The sequence below is a fragment of the Roseivivax sp. genome (assembly GCF_054552075.1).
Genome location: NZ_JBTOLZ010000008.1, coordinates 30750 through 50451 on the forward strand (window position 1 = coordinate 30750; position 19702 = coordinate 50451).

Annotated in this window: 20 protein-coding genes; 15 read left to right on the top strand and 5 right to left on the bottom strand. The window is 69.9% G+C overall.

The annotated features are described in order from the left end of the window. Nucleotides 1-20: 20 nt before the first annotated feature. From ACX938_RS08435 to ACX938_RS08445, 3 genes are read right to left on the bottom strand one after another with little or no spacing between them, the layout of a single operon-like run. Nucleotides 21-1175 carry an acyl-CoA dehydrogenase family protein gene (locus ACX938_RS08435; protein WP_459430719.1) on the bottom strand — a complete coding sequence of 385 codons (1155 nt, stop codon included), beginning with the start codon at nucleotides 1173-1175 and terminating at the stop codon, nucleotides 21-23. After that, nucleotides 1175-1975 (bottom strand): enoyl-CoA hydratase family protein, encoded by an 801-nt coding sequence (locus tag ACX938_RS08440; RefSeq protein WP_232754016.1) that lies wholly within the window; start codon nucleotides 1973-1975, stop codon nucleotides 1175-1177. Before ACX938_RS08440 ends, ACX938_RS08435 begins: the two co-directional genes overlap by 1 nt. After that, the gene (locus ACX938_RS08445; RefSeq protein ID WP_232754140.1) at nucleotides 1972-2373 is read right to left on the bottom strand and encodes a MarR family winged helix-turn-helix transcriptional regulator; all 402 of its coding nucleotides are present in this window, start codon (nucleotides 2371-2373) and stop codon (nucleotides 1972-1974) included. Before ACX938_RS08445 ends, ACX938_RS08440 begins: the two co-directional genes overlap by 4 nt. A gap of 345 nt (nucleotides 2374-2718) precedes the next feature. Here ACX938_RS08445 and ACX938_RS08450 point away from each other — a divergent pair, with 345 nt between their 5' ends. From ACX938_RS08450 to ACX938_RS08480, 7 genes are all read left to right on the top strand, one after another. Continuing rightward, nucleotides 2719-3909, top strand: a complete 1191-nt coding sequence (locus ACX938_RS08450; RefSeq protein WP_459430720.1) for an ABC transporter substrate-binding protein — start codon at nucleotides 2719-2721, stop codon at nucleotides 3907-3909. Between the two features lie 33 nt (nucleotides 3910-3942). Next, complete coding sequence (locus ACX938_RS08455) at nucleotides 3943-4860, top strand: branched-chain amino acid ABC transporter permease (protein WP_232754014.1); 918 nt, start codon at nucleotides 3943-3945, stop codon at nucleotides 4858-4860. Next, nucleotides 4860-5846, top strand: a complete 987-nt coding sequence (locus tag ACX938_RS08460) for a branched-chain amino acid ABC transporter permease (protein WP_459430721.1) — start codon at nucleotides 4860-4862, stop codon at nucleotides 5844-5846. Before ACX938_RS08455 ends, ACX938_RS08460 begins: the two co-directional genes overlap by 1 nt. Continuing rightward, nucleotides 5843-6598, top strand: coding sequence for an ABC transporter ATP-binding protein (locus tag ACX938_RS08465; RefSeq protein ID WP_232754012.1), 756 nt, complete (start codon nucleotides 5843-5845; stop codon nucleotides 6596-6598). Before ACX938_RS08460 ends, ACX938_RS08465 begins: the two co-directional genes overlap by 4 nt. A 298-nt stretch (nucleotides 6599-6896) precedes the next feature. Continuing rightward, a complete protein-coding gene (locus ACX938_RS08470; protein WP_232754011.1) occupies nucleotides 6897-7583 on the top strand; it encodes an ABC transporter ATP-binding protein in 687 nt (228 codons plus the stop codon). Nucleotides 7584-7607: 24 nt separating this feature from the next. Beyond that, a complete protein-coding gene (locus tag ACX938_RS08475; RefSeq protein WP_459430785.1) occupies nucleotides 7608-8057 on the top strand; it encodes a cupin domain-containing protein in 450 nt (149 codons plus the stop codon). A 4-nt stretch (nucleotides 8058-8061) separates the two neighbouring features. Further along, on the top strand, nucleotides 8062-9300 hold the full coding sequence (locus ACX938_RS08480) for a flavin-dependent oxidoreductase (RefSeq protein WP_459430722.1): 1239 nt from the start codon (nucleotides 8062-8064) through the stop codon (nucleotides 9298-9300). A 153-nt stretch (nucleotides 9301-9453) separates the two neighbouring features. Here ACX938_RS08480 and ACX938_RS08485 read toward each other — a convergent pair whose 3' ends face one another. Beyond that, nucleotides 9454-10206 (bottom strand): SDR family NAD(P)-dependent oxidoreductase, encoded by a 753-nt coding sequence (locus ACX938_RS08485; RefSeq protein ID WP_459430723.1) that lies wholly within the window; start codon nucleotides 10204-10206, stop codon nucleotides 9454-9456. Next, nucleotides 10203-12491, bottom strand: a complete 2289-nt coding sequence (locus tag ACX938_RS08490; protein ID WP_459430724.1) for a bifunctional salicylyl-CoA 5-hydroxylase/oxidoreductase — start codon at nucleotides 12489-12491, stop codon at nucleotides 10203-10205. Before ACX938_RS08490 ends, ACX938_RS08485 begins: the two co-directional genes overlap by 4 nt. A gap of 210 nt (nucleotides 12492-12701) precedes the next feature. On the opposite strand from ACX938_RS08490, the gene ACX938_RS08495 reads away from it, so the two are divergent. From ACX938_RS08495 to ACX938_RS08530, 8 genes are all read left to right on the top strand, one after another. Beyond that, nucleotides 12702-13115, top strand: coding sequence for an acyl-CoA thioesterase (locus ACX938_RS08495; protein ID WP_232754008.1), 414 nt, complete (start codon nucleotides 12702-12704; stop codon nucleotides 13113-13115). Between the two features lie 4 nt (nucleotides 13116-13119). Next, nucleotides 13120-13518: a RidA family protein gene (locus ACX938_RS08500; protein ID WP_232754007.1), complete on the top strand. Its 399-nt coding sequence runs from the start codon at nucleotides 13120-13122 to the stop codon at nucleotides 13516-13518. Between the two features lie 109 nt (nucleotides 13519-13627). Next, nucleotides 13628-14461, top strand: coding sequence for a tryptophan 2,3-dioxygenase (locus ACX938_RS08505; RefSeq protein WP_459430725.1), 834 nt, complete (start codon nucleotides 13628-13630; stop codon nucleotides 14459-14461). Between the two features lie 3 nt (nucleotides 14462-14464). Beyond that, a complete protein-coding gene (gene kynU, locus ACX938_RS08510; RefSeq protein ID WP_459430726.1) occupies nucleotides 14465-15655 on the top strand; it encodes a kynureninase in 1191 nt (396 codons plus the stop codon). A 555-nt stretch (nucleotides 15656-16210) separates the two neighbouring features. Further along, nucleotides 16211-17290, top strand: coding sequence for a tetratricopeptide repeat protein (locus tag ACX938_RS08515; protein ID WP_459430727.1), 1080 nt, complete (start codon nucleotides 16211-16213; stop codon nucleotides 17288-17290). 13 nt (nucleotides 17291-17303) lie between these two features. After that, nucleotides 17304-18164, top strand: coding sequence for a sulfatase-like hydrolase/transferase (locus tag ACX938_RS08520; protein ID WP_459430728.1), 861 nt, complete (start codon nucleotides 17304-17306; stop codon nucleotides 18162-18164). Nucleotides 18165-18227: 63 nt separating this feature from the next. Further along, nucleotides 18228-18881 carry a hypothetical protein gene (locus ACX938_RS08525; protein ID WP_459430729.1) on the top strand — a complete coding sequence of 218 codons (654 nt, stop codon included), beginning with the start codon at nucleotides 18228-18230 and terminating at the stop codon, nucleotides 18879-18881. A gap of 38 nt (nucleotides 18882-18919) precedes the next feature. Further along, nucleotides 18920-19585, top strand: a complete 666-nt coding sequence (locus ACX938_RS08530; RefSeq protein WP_459430730.1) for a hypothetical protein — start codon at nucleotides 18920-18922, stop codon at nucleotides 19583-19585. Nucleotides 19586-19702 lie beyond the last annotated feature (117 nt).

The window sequence follows — 19702 nt, forward strand, 5'->3', positions numbered from 1 at the left end:
CGGGGCCCTGTCGTGCCGCCTCAGGCCCCGGCGCCGAGCGTCTGCCGCGCGATGATGACCTTCTGCACGTCCGAGGCGCCCTCGTAGATCCGCAGCGCGCGGATCTCGCGGTAGAGCCGTTCGACCACCTCGCCCGAGCGCACGCCGTCGCCGCCGTGCAGCTGGACCGCGGCGTCGATCACCTTCTGCGCCTCGTCGGTGGCATAGAGCTTGGCCATGGCCGCCTCGCGGCTGACCCGGGGCGCGCCCTGATCCTTGGCCCAGGCGGCGCGGTAGACCAGGAGCGCCGCCGCATCGACGCGCAGCGCCATCTCGGCGATATGGCCCTGGACCATCTGCAGTTCGGAGAGCGGCTGGCCCTGCACCTCGCGGGTGGTCACCCGGCTCAGCGCCGCGTCGAGCGCCCGGCGGGCGAAGCCCAGGGCGGCCGCGGCGACCGTGGTGCGGAAGACGTCGAGCACCGACATAGCGATCTTAAAGCCCTGGCCGGGCTGGCCGATCAGCGCCGACTTGGGCAGCCGCGCGCCCTCGAAGCGCAGGGTCGCCAGCGGATGCGGCGCGATGGTGTCGAGCCGCTCGGCGATGCTCAGGCCGGGCGTGTCGGCGGGCACCACGAAGGCGGAAAGGCCCTTGGCCCCCGGCCCCTCGCCGGTGCGGGCGAAGAGCGTGTAGACATCCGCGATGCCGCCGTTCGAGATCCAGGTCTTCTCGCCGTCGAGCACCCAGGCGTCGCCGTCGTCGCGCGCGGTCATGGTCGAATTGGCCACGTCCGAGCCCGATTGCGGCTCGGTCAGCGCGAAGGCCGAGATCGCCTTGCCAGCGCGGGTCAGCGGCAGCCACTCGGCCTGCTGCTCGGGCGTGCCGAAAAGCGAGATCGCCCCGGTGCCGAGCCCCTGCATAGCGAAGGCAAAATCCGCCAGCCCGTCGTGGCGCGCCAGCGTCTCGCGCGACAGGCAGAGCCCGCGCACGTCCAAGGGCTGCGGATCGGCAGGGTCCACGGCGGTGGCCTCGAGCCAGCCGTCGGCGCCGAGCCGGGCGACGAGGTCGCGGCAGGCGGCGTCGGTCTCGGCGTGGTCGATGGGCCCGTAGCCCGCCATCCAGGCGTCGAGCGCCTCGGCCCGGGCCTTGTGCCGGGGCTCGAGGAAAGGCCAGTCAAGGTAGCTGCGGTCGGCCATCAGTCGCCCTCGAAGACGGGTTTTTCCTTGGCCACGAAGGCCTTGTAGGCGCGGGTGAAGTCCTGGGTCTGCATGCAGATCGCCTGGGCCTGGGCCTCGGCCTCGATCGCCTGGTCGAGCGACATGGACCACTCCTGGTTCAGCATGGTCTTGGTCATCATATGCCCGAAGTTCGGCCCCGCGGCGATTTTCCCGGCCAGCTTCTGCGCCGCCTCGGACAACTCGCCCTCGGGCACCACCTGGTTCCAGAAGCCCCAGGCCTGACCTTCCTCGGCCGACATGGCGCGCCCGGTATAAAGAAGCTCCGCCGCGCGGCCCTGGCCGATGATCCGGGGCAGCATGGCGCAGGCGCCCATGTCGCAGCCCGCCAGCCCGACGCGGGTGAAAAGGAAGGCGACCTTGGCACCGGGCGTGGCGATGCGCATGTCCGAGGCCATGGCGATGATCGCGCCCGCGCCCGCGCAGATGCCGTCGACCGCGGCGATCACCGGGGTGCCGCAGTTGATCATCGCCTTCACGAGGTCGCCGGTCATGCGGGTGAAGGCCAGAAGCTCCTTCATCGACATCTCGGTCAGGGGGCCGATGATCTCGTGCACGTCGCCGCCCGAGCAGAAGTTGCCGCCGTTCGGGCCGAAGACCACCGCGCGCACGCTGTCGTCGTAATGCAATTCGCGGAACCAGTCGCGCAGCTCGGCGTAGCTGTCGAAGGTCAGGGGGTTCTTGCGCTCGGGCCGGTCGAGGCAGAGCGTCGCCACGCCGTTCTCCACGCTGCAGCGGAAATGCCTGGTGTCGGTTCTCATCTGGTCTCCTCCCGGTGGCTGACAGCCTCGAAGCGGTCCGAGAGGCTGTCGGCCTCTTCGGTGTCGAAATCCTGCAGAAGCTCGGAGACCCAGCCCTCGTGGGCCACGGCCTGGCGGGCGAACTCCTCCTGGCCCTTGCGGGTCAGCCGCACCAGCGAGGCGCGGCGGTCGCCGGGCACCTGCACGCGGACCGCCAGCCCGTCCTCGGCGAGCCGGTCGACGATGCCGGTGACATTGCCGTTGGAGACCCGGAGCACGCCCGAAAGCGCGCTCATCTTCAGGCCCTCCTCGTAGCGCGCGAGCGCGGCCATGACGTCGAAGCGGGGCAGGGTGGTGTCGAACTCGGTGCGCAGCCGGTCGCGCAGGACGGCCTCGACGCGGCGGGTGCTCTTGAGCATCCTGAGCCAGAGGCGCAGCCGCGCCTTGGCGCGCTCCTCGGCGGTTCCGCCGCGCGGCGCCTGCTTGTCGATCCCGGGTGTGGTCACGCCTCCGGCCTCCTTTAGCCGCCTGTGCAGATCAAAGGCTAGGCAGGGGCAAAAATTATTTCAAGCAAAAAAGGTTTGAGCTTGAAATACTAATCGACCTTGGTCAGGATCACGTCTACGGGCTGCGCCGCACCGCTGGGGCGCGGATGGAAAAATACTTGCGGGACGGGGCGATCGCGCCCTCAATGGACCGGCACTAAGCCTTGGCACGACGCCCGACAGACGGCGCGGCCACCTCACCAACACGGGAGACCATCCATGACCCTGACGACCAGACTCCTTCTGACGACCGCGCTTGCGGCCGGGCTTGCCACCACGGCCCAGGCGCAGGACGTGCCCGCCTCGGCGGAGGACGACGTGCTGAAGATCGGCCTTGTCTACACCCTGTCCGGCCCCGCCGCCGCGCTGGGCAAACAGGCCCGCGACGGCTTCATGCTGGGCGCCGAGCAGATCGGCGAACTGGGCGGCATGGAGACCGAGATCGTCGTGATCGACGACGAGCAGCGCCCCGACAAGGCCGCCGACGACGCCCGCGAGCTGGTCCAGCGCGAGAACGTGGACTTCGTGGTCGGGCCGATCTTCTCGAACATCCTGGTGGCGATCCACCAGCCGGTGACCGAGACCGGCACGATCCTGATCTCGACCAATGCCGGCACCTCGAATTTCGCCGGCGCGGAGTGCAACGAGAACTTCTTCGTCACCTCCTACCAGAACGACCAGAACCACGAGGTCATGGGCGCTTATGCCGAGCAGCAGGGCTACCAGAACGTCTTCCTGATGGCGCCGAACTACCAGGCCGGCAAGGACAGCCTGGCGGGCTTCAAGAACTCCTACACCGGCGGCGTCGCGGGCGAGGTCTTCACCGAGCTCGGGCAGCTCGACTTCTCCTCGGAGCTGGCGCAGATCGCGGCCTTCCAGCCCGACGCGCTTTTCACCTTCATGCCGGGCGGCATGGGCGTGAACCTGGTGAAGCAATACGACCAGGCGGGGCTTTCCTCGATCCCGTTCCTCTCGGCCTTCACCGTCGACGAGACCACGCTGCCCGCGACGCAGGACGCCGCGGTCGGCCTTCTGGGCGGCCAGAACTGGGCGCCGGATCTCGACAACGCCGCCAACGAAGCCTTCGTCTCGGCCTTCATCGAGAAATACGACTACGTGCCCGGCACCTATGCGATGCAGGCCTATGACGCGGCGCAGCTGATCAACTCGGCGGTCGGCAAGATCGGCGGTGAGCTCACCGATCGCGACGCCCTGCGCGCGGCCCTGAAAGAGGCCGACTTCGACAGCCCGCGCGGCGACTTCTCCTTCGGCGTGAACAACTACCCGGTGCAGGACTTCTACCTGGTCGAGGCGGTGAAGCGCGACGATGGCCGCTACGCGACCTCGATCGTCGAGAAGATCTTCGACGATTACGTCGACAACTACGCCGACCAGTGCGGCATGGAGTGAGCCCCAAGGGCCTGGCCTGAGGAGACCACGTCCATGACGAACCTCTTCGTGCTTCAACTCCTGAACGGGGTTCAGCTCGGTGTGCTTCTGTTCCTGATCGCCGCGGGGCTGACCCTGGTCTTCGGGATCATGGACGTGGTCAACCTCGCCCACGGGGTGCTCTACATGGTGGGGGCCTATTTCGTCGCCACCTTCGCGGCCTGGACCGGCAGCTTCTGGTGGGGGCTCCTGTTGATGCTGCCCGCCGCGGTGGCGGTCGGGCTGATCCTCGAACTGGTGGTGATCCGGCGATTGTACACGCGCTCGCATCTCGACCAGGTGCTGGCGACCTTCGGGCTGGTGATGATGGCCAACGAGACGGTGAAGATCGTCTGGGGAGTCTCGCCGCTCTCGGTGCCGATGCCCGAGCTTCTCTCGGGCTCGGTGCCGCTCATGGGGCCGCTGCAATATCCCGTCTACCGCATCGCGATCATCGTCGCGGGGCTGGGTGTCGCGGCGGGGCTCTTCCTGATGGTGAACTACACCCGCATCGGGATGCTCCTGCGCGCAGGCGCCACCAACCGGGCCATGGTCTCGGCGCTGGGCATCGACATCGGCAAGCTCTTCGCGGTGGTCTTCACCCTGGGCGCGGTGCTGGCCTGCCTCGCGGGCGCGCTGATCGCGCCGATCCTTTCGGTCGACACGGGCATGGGGGAAAGCGTGCTGATCCTGACCTTCGTCGTGGTGGTGATCGGCGGCATCGGCTCGATCAAGGGCGCCTTCCTCGGCGCGATCCTGGTGGCCGTGGTCGACACGCTCGGCGGGGTCTTCGGGCCGATCCTCCTGCGCGAGGTGCTGGACCCGGCGGCGGCCGGGCAGGCGGGCCGGATGCTGGCGCCGATGCTGGTCTACATCCTCATGGCGGTGATCCTCTTCGCCAAGCCCGCGGGTCTTTTCGGAGGGCGCGCCTGATGGCCGAGACGACAGTCAGCGCCGCCCCGCGCCGGGCCCCGGCCATCGCGCCCCGGGTCAAGGCCGCCGCCGTCCTCTTCGTGCTCTTCGCGCTGGTGCCGCCGGTGGTGACCGCGCTCGGCGATCCCTTCCTGGTGCTGGTCGCGACCCGCATCCTGGCCTATGCCATCGCCGCGCTCGCGCTCGACCTGATCCTGGGCTACGGCGCGATGGTCAGCTTCGGCCATGCCGCCTACCTGGGCTTCGGCACCTACGCGGTGGCGATCCTGTCGAGCTACGGGGTCAACGACCTTTTCCTGCAGATGCTGGGCGCGATCCTGGTCTCGGCGGTCTTCGCCTTCGTGACCGGCGCGATCTCGCTGCGCACGCGCGGGGTCTATTTCATCATGATCACGCTGGCCTTCGGGCAGATGGCCTTCTTCTTCTTCATCTCGCTTTCGGCCTATGGCGGGGACGACGGCTACGGGCTGTCCAACCGGTCGACGATCTTCGGCAGCGACATGCTGGAGAACGACGTGACGCTGTTTTACGTGACGCTGGCGCTGCTGATCGCGCTCTTTGCACTCTGCCACCGCATCGTCAGCTCGCGCTTCGGGCGGGTGCTGACCGGCATCCGCGAGAATGCCACGCGGATGGAGGCGATCGGCTACGCGCCCTTCCGCTACCAGCTGACCGCCTTCGTGATCTCGGGCTGCATGACCTCGGTCGCGGGGGTGCTCCTGGCCAACCAGGCCGAGTTCGTCTCGCCTGCCTTCATGTCCTGGCACCGCTCGGGCGAGCTGATCGTCATGGTGGTCCTGGGCGGCATCGGCACGCTGACCGGCGCCATCGGCGGGGCGGTCGCGGCGCTGCTTCTTGAAGAGTTCCTGGGCATGGTCACCGACCACTGGCAGCTCTGGTTCGGGCTGTTCCTGGTGCTCATGGTGCTGTTCAGCCCGCGCGGCATCACCGGGCTCGTCGAACAGATCGGGAGGCGCAAGCGATGAGCCGCCTTGAGATGACCCATCTCGACAAGAGCTTCGGCGCGCTCAAGGTCACCGACGACGTGAGCCTGACCATCGAGCCGGGCGAGATCCACGCCATCATCGGGCCGAACGGCGCGGGCAAGACGACGCTGGTGGCGCAGCTCTCGGGGCAGCTCGCGCCGGACAGCGGGCGGATCACCCTCGACGGGCGCGACATAACCCGGGCGACCATGCCCGAGCGGGTGCACCTGGGCCTGGCGCGCAGCTTCCAGATCACCCAGGTGCTGCCGAGCTTCACCGTCCTCGAGAACGTCGCCCTGTCGGTGCAGGCGCGCGAGGGCTCGAGCTTCCGCTTCTTCGCGCCGGTCGCGGGCGAGACGGCGCTGAACACCGCGGCGCTGAAGGCCCTGGCCGAGGCCGGCCTCGACGAGCGCGCCGATCTGCCCGCAAGCGCGCTCAGCCACGGCGAGCACCGGCGGCTGGAACTGGCCATGGCGCTGGCGACCGATCCCAGGACGCTGCTGCTCGACGAGCCGCTCGCGGGCGTCGGCGGCGAGGACGCGGATGCCTTCATCACCCGGCTCATGGGCATGAAGGGGCGCTTCACCATGCTGCTGATCGAGCACGACATGGACGCGGTCTTCCGCCTCGCCGACCGGGTGTCGGTCCTGGTCTACGGCCGGATCATCGCCACCGGCACGCCCGAGGAGATCCGCTCGGACCCGCAGGTCCGCGCCGCCTATCTGGGCGAGGAAGAGGAGGCCGAGGCATGAGCGGCGCGGAGCGCATGAAGGGGCCGCTTGGGGCGGTCCTGGCCGTGCCACACACGGTGCCTGCCTTCGGGGGGCTGCCTGTCAGCCCTCCCGCGCGCCGCGCCGCCCTCCGGGCGCACCCCGCCCCACATCCCATCCCCGCGCGCGCGTCCCTCGCGCCGCACCCCGGCCTCCCTGCCGCCCGCCGCAGGGCGCGCGGCGCGGGGCCCGTCCGGCCCGGCGCGGCCCCCAAGGCGTCGCACTCGCGCCCGGGGCCCTGCCGCGTGCCGGGCGGGCATATGCCGGAAAGGAGAGGCCCATGCTGACCGTCGAAGCCCTGGAAGCCGCCTATGGCGACAGTCGCATCCTCTTCGGCATCGACCTCTCGGTCGGCCAGGGCGAGGTGGTCACCCTTCTGGGCCGCAACGGCATGGGCAAGACCACCACGGTCAAGTCGATCTTCGGCATGCTGAAGCCCCGCGCGGGCCGGATCAGCATCAACGGCACCGACCTGACCGGCGCCGAACCGCACCGGGTTGCCCATGCCGGCCTCGGCCTCGTGCCCGAGGGGCGGCAGATCTTCCCGACCCTCTCGGTCGAGGAGAACCTGCGCGCCACCGCGCGGCCGGGCAAATGGGACCTCGCCAAGATCTACGGGCTCTTCCCGCGCCTCGAGGAGCGGCGTCGCAACATGGGCAACCAGCTCTCGGGGGGCGAGCAGCAGATGCTGGCGATCGGCCGGGCGCTGATGACCAACCCCCGGCTGGTGGTGCTGGACGAGGCGACGGAGGGGCTCGCCCCGCTGATCCGCGCCGACATCTGGGCCTGCCTCGAGCGGCTCAAGGCCGAGGGCGAGGCGATCCTGGTGATCGACAAGAACGTCGACGCGCTCTGCCGCTTCGCCGACCGCCACGTGGTGATCGAGAAGGGCCGCATCGTCTGGACCGGCAGCACCGCCGACATCCTCGCCACGCCCGACGTGAAGAACCGCTTTTTGCATGTCTGAGCCCAGAAGGAGACACCCATGACCATGCTGCCCGGCGTCACCCGCTCCCATACCGGGATCGACGACATCTCCTGGAACATCCTCGGCCAGACCTATGTGCCGAAGCAGAAAAGCGCCGCCTCCTTCGGCTGGCACGCCACCCTGCCCAAGGGCACCTTCGTGCCGCCGCATATCCACCCCACGCAGGACGAGTTCATCTATGTGCTCGAGGGCCGCTTCGACCTGCTTCTGAACGGGGTCGAGGCCTATGCCGAGCCGGGCGACCTGATCCGTCTGCCGCGCGGCATTCCGCACGGGATCTTCAACAAGACCGACAGCACGATCAAATCGCTGTTCTGGGTGGCGCCCTCGCGGCGGCTCTACGACCTGTTCTGGGCGCTGCACAACCTCGGCCCCGAGGCCAACCCGGCGGATGTGGTCGCGGTCTCGGCGGAACACGAGGTCGACTTCCTGCCGCCCGACGACGAGGACTGAGCCCATGCTGGTCCTGATCGCGGGGGCGGGCATCGGCGGGCTCACCACGGCGCTGATGCTGCATGCGCGCGGGGTGCCCTGCGTGATCTACGAGGCCGCCCGCGAGGTCCGCGAGGTCGGCGTCGGGATCAACGTGCTGCCCCATGCCATCGCCGAGTTTGCCGCGCTGGGGCTGCTGCCTGCGCTCGACCGGGTCGGGGTGCGGACCCGGCGGCTGACGTATCTGACCAAACATGGCCAGGAGGTCTGGTCCGAGCTGCGCGGCATGCACGCGGGCCACGAGGTGCCGCAGTTCTCGATCCACCGCGGGCGGCTGCAGAAGGTGCTGCACGACGCGGTGATCGAACGGCTCGGCCCCGAGGCGGTCCGCACCGGGCGGCGGCTCTCGGGCTTCGTGCAGACCGAGGCCGGGGTCACCGCGCAGTTCACCGACGCGGTGGCGGGCGGGGCCGCCGAGACCACCCGCTCCGAGGTCTTGATCTGCGCCGACGGCATCCATTCCGCCGGACGCCGGACCTTCTACCCCGGCGAGGGCGCGCCCTCCTGGCAGGGCGTGGTGATGTGGCGCGGCGCCGCCGACTGGCCGATCTGGCAGGACGGCGAGAGCATGGCCATCGGCGGCGGGCTCGGCGGCAAGGTGGTGCTCTATCCGATCGCCCCGCCCGAGGGCGACCGGCAGCTGATGAACTTCGTGGTCAACGTGCGCGTGAAGGACCCCGCCGTGGCGACCCCGCCGCCCGACAGCTGGTCGCGGCAGGCGCCGCTCGCGCGGGTGCTGCCGCATGCGCTGCGCTTCTCGGTGCCCGGCATGGACATCGGCGCGCTCGTCCAGGCGGCGCCGGCGATCTACGAATACCCCATGGCCGACCGCGACCCGCTGCCGCGCTGGACCTTCGGGCGGGTGACGCTTCTGGGCGATGCGGCGCATCCGATGTATCCCGTGGGCTCCAACGGCGCGAGCCAGGCGGTGCTCGACGCGCGCTGCCTCGCCGATGCGCTGGCCCGCGCCGAACACCCCCGCGCGGCGCTCTGGGACTACGAGAAGGAGCGTCTGCCGAAGACCGCCGACATCGTGCGCACCAACCGCGCCGGCGGGCCCGAGCGGGTGATCGACGTGGTCGAGAAGCTGGCTCCCGCCGGGTTCCGCGACATCGAGAGGGTGCTGACCGAGGCCGATCGCCGCGCCATCGTCGGCGGCTACGCGGCCATGGCGGGGTTCTCCGCGGTCCGCGCGCGGCGCTAGCGCCGGCCCCCTGGGCCGGGCGAGAGGCTCTGCCTCTCGCGCTCTCCGAGGTATTTGCACAAGCTGAAGGGCTGGGGGTGGCGCGCCGGGTCTGCGGTGGGCGCGCGGAATGTGAGGGGGGAAGGGCGGTTGCGCTTCGGGGCGGGGCTGGTCTCAGACCTCGCCGCCGGCGATGGCGATGGCCTGGCCGGTCACGCCTTCGGAGCCGGGGCCGCAGAGCCAGAGGGCGGCGCGGCTGACCTCTTCGGGGCGGATCAGGCGGCGCTGGGGGCTCATCTTCTCCAGGCTCTCGCGGGCGGCCTCGGGGCTCATGCCGGTCTTCTCGGTGATATTGGCGATCGAGCGTTCCGTCATCTCGGTGTCGAGAAAGCCGGGGCAAAGCGCGTTCACCGTCACGCCGGTCCGGGCGAACTCCAGCGCGGCGGATTTCACCATGCCGATCACCCCGTGTTTCGAGGCGGCATAGGCGGAGACGTAAGGATAGCCCTTGAGCCCGGCCGAGGAGGCCACGGCGATCAGCCGGCCCCAGGGGGCCTTTTTGCCGAGCCGGCGGGCGGCCTCGCTGAGGGTCAGGAAGGCGCCGGTCAGATTGACCTCGACCATCTGCCGCCAGTCCTCGGCGCTGGTGCGGGTGAAGGGCGCGCTGAGCGAGCTACCGGCATTGGCCAGGACGATCTCGCAGGGGCCGGTTCTGTCGAAAAGCGCCGCGACCGAGGCTTCGTCGGTCACATCGGCGGGGGCGGCCTGGATGCCGGGATGGCTGGCGGCCAGGGCCTCGAGCGGCGCGGCGCGGCGGCCGGCGACCCAGACCTGGGCCCCGGCCTCGGCGAAGCGCCGGGCGAGGTCGGCACCGAGCCCGGTGCCGCCGCCGGTGACCAGCGCGGTCTTGCCGGTGAGATCGCTCATACCCGGATCCCCAGGCCCTCGCCGCGCTCGGCGAGGCGGCGCATCTGGTCGCGGCCGGGCAGATAGGGCAGGGGCCAGGCGCTTTCCTCGTCCTGCAGGGCGGCGGCGGCATGCAGCGTCCAGTAGGGATCGGCGAGATGCGGGCGGGCGAGGCAGACAAGATCGGCGCGTCCCGCCATCAGGATCGAGTTGACGTGGTCGGGCTCGTAGATGTTGCCGACCGCCATGGTCGGGATGCCGCGCTCGTTGCGGATGCGGTCGGAGAAGGGCGTCTGGAACATCCGCCCGTAGACCGGCTTTGCCTCGACGCTGGTCTGGCCCGCCGAGACGTCGACGATGTCGACCCCGGCCGCGCGGAACATCGCGGCGATCTCCACCGCCTCCTCGCCCTCGACGCCGCGGTCGCCGACCCAGTCGGTGGCGGAGATGCGGACCGACATCGGCTTGGTCTCGGGCCAGGCGGCGCGCATGGCGCGGAAGACCTCGAGCGGGTAGCGCATGCGGTTCTCAAGCGGGCCGCCGTAGTCGTCCTCGCGCCGGTTGGAGGTCGGCGAGATGAAGGAGGAGATCAGGTAGCCGTGGGCGGCGTGCAGCTCGATCATGTCGAAGCCCGCGCGGTCGGCCATCTGTGCCGCGGCGACGAACTCGTCGCGCACCCGGTCCATGTCGGCGCGGTCCATCTCCTTCGGCGCGGCATGGCCTTCGTCCCAGGGGATCGGCGAGGCGGACATGGTGGGCCAGTTGCCCTCGGGCAGCGGGGCGTCCATCTCCTCCCAGCCGAGCTGGGTCGAGCCCTTGCGGCCCGAGTGGCCGATCTGCATGCAGAGCTTGGCGTCGGTCTCGGCATGCACGAAATCGGTCAGCCGCCGCCAGGCGGCCTCGTGGTCCGGTGCGTAGAGCCCGGGGCAGCCCGGGGTGATCCGGCCCTCGGGCGAGACGCAGGTCATCTCGACGTAGACGAGGCCCGCGCCGCCCTTGGCGCGTTCGGCGTAATGGGCAAAATGCCAGTCGGTGGGGCAGCCGTCCTTGGCCTTGTACTGCGCCATGGGCGAGACCACGACGCGGTTCTTCAGCCGCATGTCGCGCAACTGGAAGGGCGCGAACATCGGCGCGCGGTGCACGCCGTTGGCCCCGGCCTGGGCCTGGAACCACTCCTCGGCCTCGCGCAGCCACTTGGCGTCGCGCAGGCGCAGGTTCTCGTGGCTGATGCGCTGCGAGCGGGTCAGCAGCGAATAATTGAACTGCACCGGGTCGAGGTGCAGGTAGCGCTCGACCTCCTCGAACCACTCGGTGGAGTTGCGCGCCGCAGACTGCAGGCGCAGCACGTCGAGGCGGCGGTCCTCTTGGTAGGTGGTGAAGGCGGCCTCCAGCGTGGGTTTCTCGGTCACCAGTTCGGCCAGGGCGATGGCGCTTTCGAGCGCCAGCTTGGTGCCCGAGCCGATGGAGAAATGCGCGGTCGCCGAGGCGTCGCCCAGAAGCACCACGTTCTCGTGGTGCCAGGTCTCGCAGAGCACCCGGTTGAAGTTCAGCCAGGCCGAGCCGCGCAGGTGCTTCATGTTGGAGATCAGCGCATGGCCGCCGAGGTGATCGGCGAAGATCTCCTCGCAGCGGGCGATCATCGCCTCCCGGTCCATCTGGTCGAAGCCGAGGCCGCGCCAGGTGTCCTCGGCGCATTCGACGATGAAGGTCGCCGTGTCCGCGTCGAACTGGTAGGCATGGGCCCAGATCCAGCCCGCGTCGGTCTTCTTGAAGATGAAGGTGAAGGCGTCGTCGAACTTGGCGTGGGTGCCGAGCCAGACGAACTTGCAGGCGCGGGTGTCGATCTCGGGGCGGAAGGCGTGTTCGTAGGCCTTGCGGGTCTTGGAGTTCACCCCATCGGCGGCGACCACCAGGTCGTAGTCGCGGCGCAGGGCCTCGATGTCCTCCACTTCGGTCTCGAAGCGCATCTCGACGCCGAGCTCGCGGGCGCGCTCCTGCAGCAGGAGCAGCATGGTCTTGCGCCCGAGCCCGCAGAAGCCATGGCCGGTGGAGGTGATGGCCGTGTCTTCCTTGACCACCTTGATGTCGTCCCAATAGGCGAAATGGCCGCGGATCGCGGCGGCGCTCTTGGGGTCGTTCTTCTCGAGGTTGTCGAGGGTCTCATCCGAGAGCACCACGCCCCAGCCGAAGGTGTCGTCGGCGCGGTTGCGTTCGATCACCACGACCTCGGCCTCGGGCTGGCGCAGCTTCAGGCTGATGGCGAAATACAGGCCGGCGGGGCCGCCGCCCAGACAGACGGTCTTCATCGCCTTGTCCTCCCAGTAGACTGGCTTCGACACTCCCAAACCCGGGCAATCATTTCAAGCCTAAAACTTTAGGCTTGAAATTTTTAGCCCGGGCGGGGACATTGACAGGGTCACGCGCGGGATCCGCGCGCCCATGCGTGGCAGGACCTAGCGCGCTTTGCCGGAAAGGACCGCCCGATGCTTCGAACTGCCGCGACAGGGAGCTGAGCCATGGCCGCCTTCGAGCACCGCATCCCGGTGATGTTCCAGCATTGCGACCCCGCGGGGATCGTCTTCTACCCGCGCTATTTCGAGATGATCAACGCCACGGTCGAGACCTTCTTCGCCGAGGCCGTGGGCTGGTCCTTCGGCCAGATGCATGTGGCCGAGCGCGTCGGCGTGCCGGCGGGCAAGATGGAGACCGACTTCCACGCCCCCTCGCGCCTCGGCGACGTGCTCGACTGGCGTCTCACCGTGCAGCGCATCGGCGGGGCGAGCCTCGATCTCGAGATCGCCGCCAGCGCCGAGGGCGAGCCGCGGCTGACCGCCCGGGTGACGCTGATCCTGGTCGACCTCGACCACATGACCTCGCGCCGCTGGCCCGAGCCGCGCCGCTCGATACTGGAAACCTACAAGGAGGAGTGAGGCCGTGGCCCTGATCCCCATCCATCCCGAGGGCTGGAAGCCCGCCAAGGGCTACGCAAACGGCATCCTGGCCGAGGGCCGCACGCTTTATGTCGGCGGGCAGATCGGCTGGAACGCCCAGCAGGTCTTCGAGACCCATGACTTCATCGGGCAGATGTCCCAGGCGCTGCGCAACATCGCCGCGGTGGTCGAAGAGGCCGGCGGCAGCGTGGAGCATGTCACCCGGCTGACCTGGTATGTGACCGACAAGACGGAATACCTCGCCCGCCAGAAGGAGATCGGCGCGGCCTATCGCGCGGTCATGGGCTATCATTTCCCGGCCATGACCATGGTCGTGGTCGCCGCCCTGATCGAGGACGAGGCGCTGGTCGAGATCGAGGCCACCGCCGTCCTGCCCGCCTGAGCGCCGCGCCGCCGGACCGCCTGGGTCCGGCCCCGGCCGCGCCTTGGCCCGACACCCTGCCATCCGGGCGCCCGAGCGGCGCCCGCCACGCCCGCCCCGGAGCTCGCCCATGTCCGATCCCTACAACCCCGAAGACGACGGCGCGCAAATGTCCTTCGACCGGGACATGAGCTACGGTGATTACCTCGGGCTCGACCGCATTCTCTCGGCCCAGGCGCCCCTGTCCGAGGCGCATGACGAGATGCTCTTCATCATCCAGCACCAGACCAGCGAGCTCTGGATGAAGCTGGCGCTGCACGAGTTGAACGCCGCGCGCGAGGCCATCGCGGCGGGGGCCTTCCAGCCCGCCTTCAAGGTGCTCTCGCGGGTGGCGCGGATCTTCGATCAGCTCAACTCGGCCTGGGACGTGCTGCGCACCATGACGCCCAGCGACTACACGACCTTCCGCGAGAGCCTCGGCAAGTCCTCGGGCTTCCAGTCGCATCAATACCGGCTGATCGAATACGTGCTGGGCAACCGCAACCTGAACCTGATGAAGGTGCACGACCACCGCCCCGACGTGCTGGCGCTGCTCGAGGCGGAGCTGGCGCGGCCCTCGCTTTACCACGTCACGCTCGAGGCGCTGGCCGGGGCGACCGGCCACGACCTGCCGGACGCAGCCTACCAGCGCCGCGCCCCGCATGCCCATGTGCCCGAGGTCGAGGCCGCCTGGCGCGAGGTATACCTTGACACCACCCGCTACTGGACGCTCTACGAGCTGGCCGAGAAGCTGGTGGACCTGGAGGATTACTTCCGCCGCTGGCGGTTCAACCATGTCACCACCGTCGAGCGCGTGATCGGTTTCAAGCGCGGCACCGGCGGGACGAGCGGCGTGGTCTATCTGCGCAAGATGCTGGACGTGGAGCTTTTTCCCGAGCTCTGGAGCGTCCGAGGAGGACTTTGAGACATGCCCACCGTGACCCGCAAGGAGATGTTCCACCTGCCCGAGGGCGTGATCTATCTCGACGGCAATTCGCTGGGGCCGCTGCCGCGCGCCGTGGCGCAGCGCACCGCGACGATGATGCGCGAGGAATGGGGCGAGATGTTGATCCGGGGCTGGAACGCCGCTGACTGGATGGGCCAGCCCGCCCGCGTCGGCGACCGGGTGGCGGGGCTGATCGGCGCGCCGCCGGGCTCGGTGGTCATGGGCGACACGCTCTCGATCAAGGTCTACCAGGCGCTGGCCGCGGCGCTGGCCATGCGGCCCGACCGGCGGGTGGTGATCTCGGACAGCGGCAACTTCCCGACCGATCTCTACATGGCCGAGGGGCTCTTGCGGACCCTGGGGCAGGGCCACGAGCTGCGCGTGGTCGCCCCCGAGGAGGTGACCGAGGCCATGGGCCCCGAGGTCGCCGCCGTCATGCTGACCGAGGTCGACTACCGCACCGGGCGGCGGCACGACATGGCGGCGCTGACCCGCGCCGCGCAGGACGCCGGCGCGGTGATGATCTGGGACCTTGCCCATAGCGCCGGGGCGCTGCCGGTGGATCTGACCGCCTCGGGCGCGGAGTTCGCGGTGGGCTGCACCTACAAGTATCTCAACGGCGGCCCCGGGGCCCCGGCCTTCATCTACGTGCGCTCCGACCTCGCCGAGGAGGCGCAGCCCGCGCTGCAGGGCTGGCTCGGCCATGACGCGCCCTTCGCCTTCGACCTCGACTACCGCCCCGCGCCGGGGATCGAGCGGATGCGCGTCGGCACACCCCCGGTGGTGCAGATGACCGCGCTGGAAGAGGCGCTGCGGGTCTGGGACGCGGTCTCCATGGAGGATGTCCGCGCCGAGGCCGTGGCGCTGATGGAGCGCTTCATCTCCGGCGTCGAGGCGCGCTGCCCAGGGCTGGAACTGGCCAGCCCGCGCGACCCGGCGCAGCGCGGCAGCCAGGTCTCCTTCCGCTTCCCCGAGGGCTACGCCGCCATGCAGGCGCTGATCGCCCGCGGCGTGATCGGCGATTTCCGCGCGCCCGACATCATGCGCTTCGGCTTCACCCCGCTCTACCTCGACGCCGGCGACATCGACGCGGCGGTCGAGGTCATCGCCGAGGTGATCGGCGAGGAGCTCTGGCGCGCCGAGGAATACCAGAGCCGCGCGCGGGTGACCTGAGCGGCGGCGGGGTAGAGACTATGGCGAAGCGCCCGATCGGGCGGCGGACATGCCGCCCGCGCCGGTCCGTCGCGGGGTAAAAACGCCCCGTCGGCAATCCTCTGCCGAATCCCTCTGGAATCAGCCGCTTCGCCTTGATTCGCGCGATAGTCACCCCGCAACGGGGTGATTCGTTTCCGCGACTACTGCTCGTTTCCGCAGCAGATGCTGCGGCGCATGGGTCACAGTTCGTGTCATATTCACGTTTTGCTTGCAGCGCGAACACGGGTTCCCGCCCGCCGGGACCGACCGCATTCACCAATGTTTCAAGGGCTTGGGCAAATCTGCCACGGTTTTTCCGCCTCGCTCCGAGGGCCGGATCCCGGTCAAGGTCAGGCTTACCGGAGTAGACGGACAACCCGGCAGCTTTTATACCGATTACGCCTCGTCAACCTCTCTTGAAATTGGACGAGGCGGACCCAGGGGCTGCCCCTGCTGCCGGGAGTTTTTATGATGTCGGACCGTCGTTTTGGTCGGGAAAGTCAGGCGCTTCTGCGCGAACGCGTGAAAGACGGCATGGCCGCCCTGAAAGAGGGCGACATCGACAGCGCCCGGGACATTTTCACCGACCTTCTCGAGGCGCAGCCCGATCTTGCGGTCGCCCACCTGGGCCTTGGCCGGGTCTTCGAGAAGCTCGACGACCCCCAGCGCGCGCTCGAGCACTTCCAGGAGGCCCAGGCCCTGAAGCCCGACCTCGTGCCGGCGCAGATCCTGAGCGCGGGCATGCTGGGCAAGCTCGGCGACACCGACGAGGCCATGGCCGAGCTGGAAACCGCCATCCACCTCGATCCCACCGCCTCGGCGGCCTATCTGCGCAAGTCGCGGCTGCTGCAGCAGAAGGGCCGCCCCGAAGAGGCGCTGGCGCTCCTGCGCGACGCGGTGCTGCACAATCCCCAGGAGGTGCGGCTGCGCATGGCGCTGGCGACGCATCTCGCCAAGGCCGGCGAGACCTCGGCCGCCGCCGAGGAGCTGCGCCGCGTCTCGGAAATCAATCCCGACCTCTGGATGCCGCATTTCCAGCTCGGCCGGATCTACCGCGAAGAGGGCGATCTGTCCGCCGCCCGCGAGGCGCTCGACCGCGCCGCGGCGCTGGCGCCCGACCGGGTGCCGGTGCACCAGGCGCTGGGCCAGGTGCAAAGCGAGCTTGAGGATCACGCCCAGGCGCTCAAGAGCTTCGACCGCGCCATCTCGCTCAAGCCCAACAACCTGCGCGCCACGATCCGCGCCGCCCAGGCCCGCGCCCAGACCGGGCGCCACCGCGACGCGCTGGCGATGCTGACCAAGCTTGGCCCCAAGGCGCGGCGCTCGGGCTTCGTGCAGAAGGCGCTGGGCGACGTCTACCTGGCGATGGAGCGCAACCGCGACGCGGTGGATTGCTACCGCGCCGCGATCCTGAACTCCGCGCAGCTCTGCGAGGCGCATCCCGAGCTGAAGACCCTGGCCGAGGCCGAGGTGCCCGAGGATGCCGCCGCCCATGCCGTTCTCCTGCGCGACAGCATCGCGCAGAAGCTTTCGGCCCGGCAGGAGCGGGGCGGTGACCGGCGCGACGCGCTCCGGGCGCGGCTCGCGGCCCGCCGCGAAGCGGCCGCCGGCTGAGGAGGGGCGCGGGATGCCTCGCAACCTCGTCCTCATCACCTACGATTCCTGCCGGTATGACAGCGTCATGGCCGCCGCGGCGCCGAACCTGCGGCGCCTGGGCGAGATCGAGCAGCGCCATGCCTATGCCTCCTGGACGGCACCCTCGCATTACACCTTCATGATGGGGCTGGTGCCGCATCTCTCGCCCGCCAAGGTCTATGCCTCCGAGGTCTACAAGGAGGATTTCGCCAAGTGGTCCGACCGGCTCGAGATCCCCGATCTCGCCTTCGAGACCTTCCTGCCGCAGCTCTCGCTGCCGGGGATGCTGCGGCAATACGGCTACCGCACCGTGGCGCGGGTCTCGATGCCGGTCCTGAACCCGCAGACGGTGATCTCGAACGCCTTCGACGACTACAAGCTCATGTCGAACCACAATGATTTCGCCGGCATGATCGAGGAGATCAGCTTTTCCCGGGACCATCCGAGCTTCCATTTCCTGAACCTCGGCGAGACCCATTACCCCTATATGCTCAAGGACGAGGCCCTGCCGCATATCTCGGGGCTGCACGGGGTGGCCAAGACGCTGGCGCAGGGCGGCGACGCGGGCGGGCGGGTCTGTCCCGGCAAGGCGATGAGCCTCGAGGAATTCTTCTCGGACGAGGTTATGCGCGGGCTGCACCAGCAGCAGATCCGCTGCGTCGACTACCTCGACGAGCTTCTGGGGGCGCTTTTCGACAAGGCGCCGTCCAACACCTGGTTTATGATCATGGGCGACCACGGCGAGGCCTTCGGGGAAGGGGGCTATTTCGGGCACGGGCCGGTCATGCACGACAAGGTATTCGAGGTCCCCTTCGTGGAGGGGGCACGGCCGAGAAAGGCCAGTTTGATGTGATGTATTAGCACGGGCCGTCGCCCCGTCGGGGCCGCGTCCGGTGTGTCATAGGGGAGCGGAACGATGGCACATGACGACGACGACAAGCGCCGGGCGGCGCTGGAACGGCTGCGCGAACGGCGCGGTCCCGGGGCGGCGCAGCGGCCCTTTCTGAACAACCAGGGTGTCGGCGGCGGCGGCGCGGCGGGCCCGGGCGGAGAGCGCGGCGCCTTCCTTCGCAAGATGCTGGCCGAACGCCAGGCCGGCGGCGGTGCTGCGGGTGGTGGCCTTGGCGGCGGCGGCGCGCTTGGCGGCGGCGGATTGGGCGGCGGCGGCCTCGGCGGCGGCGGTCTGCGTGAACGTCTGAAGGCCCGCGCGGCGGGCGGCGGCGGGCTTGGCGGTGGCGCCGGGCTGGGCGGCGGCGGTCTCGGCGGCGGGCTTGGGGCCCGGCTCGCGGGCGGCGGCGCCGGGGCTGCGGGCGGCGCGGGCGGCGGCCAGGACCGGCCGCTTCTCCGGCGGCTCCTCGCCGAGAAGGCCGGCGGCGCGGGCGCAGGTGCTGCGGGCGGTGGCGGTGCGGCTCCGGCCCCCGGCCAGCTGCGCGAGGCGCTGGAAGAGCGCATCGCCAAGCTCCAGGCCCGGCTCGACGCGCTCGAGGGCGCCCAGTCCCAGGACAGCGACATTCCCGACGCGGAGGTGACGGAGACCACCCCGCCCCCGGCCGCGGCCAAGAAAACCTGACAGGAGCGCCATATTTCGGCGGCATCCGGAGACGCGACATGACCCATCCCTTCGGCATTCTCGTTCTGACCCCCGCCGGGACCGGCGATCCGTCACTGGCCATCGCGGCGCAGCGGGCGGGCCGCACCGGGGTCTTCAATGCCGAACTGCCGCTGGCCGAAGGCGCGCTCGAGGCCGGGCTCGACCGGCTGGCCGAGGCGGCGCCCGTGGGATGGGGCCTGCAGATCACCGACATGGAGGCGGCGGCGCGGCTTGCCGGGCTCTACAAGGCGCGCGGGCTGGGGCTGGTGATCCTGCCGGCCGAGGCGGCACTGGCGGCGCCCGAGCCGCTGGATGCCCTGCGCGCGGCGGGGCTCACGGTCCTCCTGGAAGCCATCGCCTGGGACGACCGGCTCGCCGGTCCGGCGGCGGCCCAGGGCGTGGTCCTCAAGGGCCACGAGGCCGGTGGACGGGTCGGCGAGGCGACCACCTTTATCCTGCTGCAACAGGCCCGCGCGGCGGGGGCCGCGACGGTCTATGCCCGCGGTGGCATCGGCCTGCATTCGGCCGGCGCGGTGCGCGCCGGGGGCGCGGCGGGCGTGGTGCTCGACGATCAATGCCTGATGCTGCGCGAATGCGCGCTGGGCGAGGCGCTGGCCCCGGTGCTGGCGCGGATGACCGGCGGCGAGACCGCGCTGATCGAGGGTCGCGCGGGCATCCGCTGACGCGGCGTCGAGGCGCCGGGCCGCCAGGCCGCCGCCGGGCTGCGCGCGGCGCTGGCCGCTGCGGAGAGCGCCGGGGCCGAGGCCACCCGCGCCGAAGCGGCCTTCGGCTGGGACCTC

Coding starts and splice junctions, on each gene's coding strand:
- ACX938_RS08435 (WP_459430719.1), bottom strand. CDS start 1,175: ATGGCCGACCGCAGCTACCTTGACTGGCCTTTCCTCGAGCCCCGGCAC.
- ACX938_RS08440 (WP_232754016.1), bottom strand. CDS start 1,975: ATGAGAACCGACACCAGGCATTTCCGCTGCAGCGTGGAGAACGGCGTG.
- ACX938_RS08445 (WP_232754140.1), bottom strand. CDS start 2,373: ATGCTCAAGAGCACCCGCCGCGTCGAGGCCGTCCTGCGCGACCGGCTG.
- ACX938_RS08450 (WP_459430720.1), top strand. CDS start 2,719: ATGACCCTGACGACCAGACTCCTTCTGACGACCGCGCTTGCGGCCGGG.
- ACX938_RS08455 (WP_232754014.1), top strand. CDS start 3,943: ATGACGAACCTCTTCGTGCTTCAACTCCTGAACGGGGTTCAGCTCGGT.
- ACX938_RS08460 (WP_459430721.1), top strand. CDS start 4,860: ATGGCCGAGACGACAGTCAGCGCCGCCCCGCGCCGGGCCCCGGCCATC.
- ACX938_RS08465 (WP_232754012.1), top strand. CDS start 5,843: ATGAGCCGCCTTGAGATGACCCATCTCGACAAGAGCTTCGGCGCGCTC.
- ACX938_RS08470 (WP_232754011.1), top strand. CDS start 6,897: ATGCTGACCGTCGAAGCCCTGGAAGCCGCCTATGGCGACAGTCGCATC.
- ACX938_RS08475 (WP_459430785.1), top strand. CDS start 7,608: ATGCTGCCCGGCGTCACCCGCTCCCATACCGGGATCGACGACATCTCC.
- ACX938_RS08480 (WP_459430722.1), top strand. CDS start 8,062: ATGCTGGTCCTGATCGCGGGGGCGGGCATCGGCGGGCTCACCACGGCG.
- ACX938_RS08485 (WP_459430723.1), bottom strand. CDS start 10,206: ATGAGCGATCTCACCGGCAAGACCGCGCTGGTCACCGGCGGCGGCACC.
- ACX938_RS08490 (WP_459430724.1), bottom strand. CDS start 12,491: ATGAAGACCGTCTGTCTGGGCGGCGGCCCCGCCGGCCTGTATTTCGCC.
- ACX938_RS08495 (WP_232754008.1), top strand. CDS start 12,702: ATGGCCGCCTTCGAGCACCGCATCCCGGTGATGTTCCAGCATTGCGAC.
- ACX938_RS08505 (WP_459430725.1), top strand. CDS start 13,628: ATGTCCGATCCCTACAACCCCGAAGACGACGGCGCGCAAATGTCCTTC.
- kynU (WP_459430726.1), top strand. CDS start 14,465: ATGCCCACCGTGACCCGCAAGGAGATGTTCCACCTGCCCGAGGGCGTG.
- ACX938_RS08515 (WP_459430727.1), top strand. CDS start 16,211: ATGGCCGCCCTGAAAGAGGGCGACATCGACAGCGCCCGGGACATTTTC.
- ACX938_RS08520 (WP_459430728.1), top strand. CDS start 17,304: ATGCCTCGCAACCTCGTCCTCATCACCTACGATTCCTGCCGGTATGAC.
- ACX938_RS08525 (WP_459430729.1), top strand. CDS start 18,228: ATGGCACATGACGACGACGACAAGCGCCGGGCGGCGCTGGAACGGCTG.
- ACX938_RS08530 (WP_459430730.1), top strand. CDS start 18,920: ATGACCCATCCCTTCGGCATTCTCGTTCTGACCCCCGCCGGGACCGGC.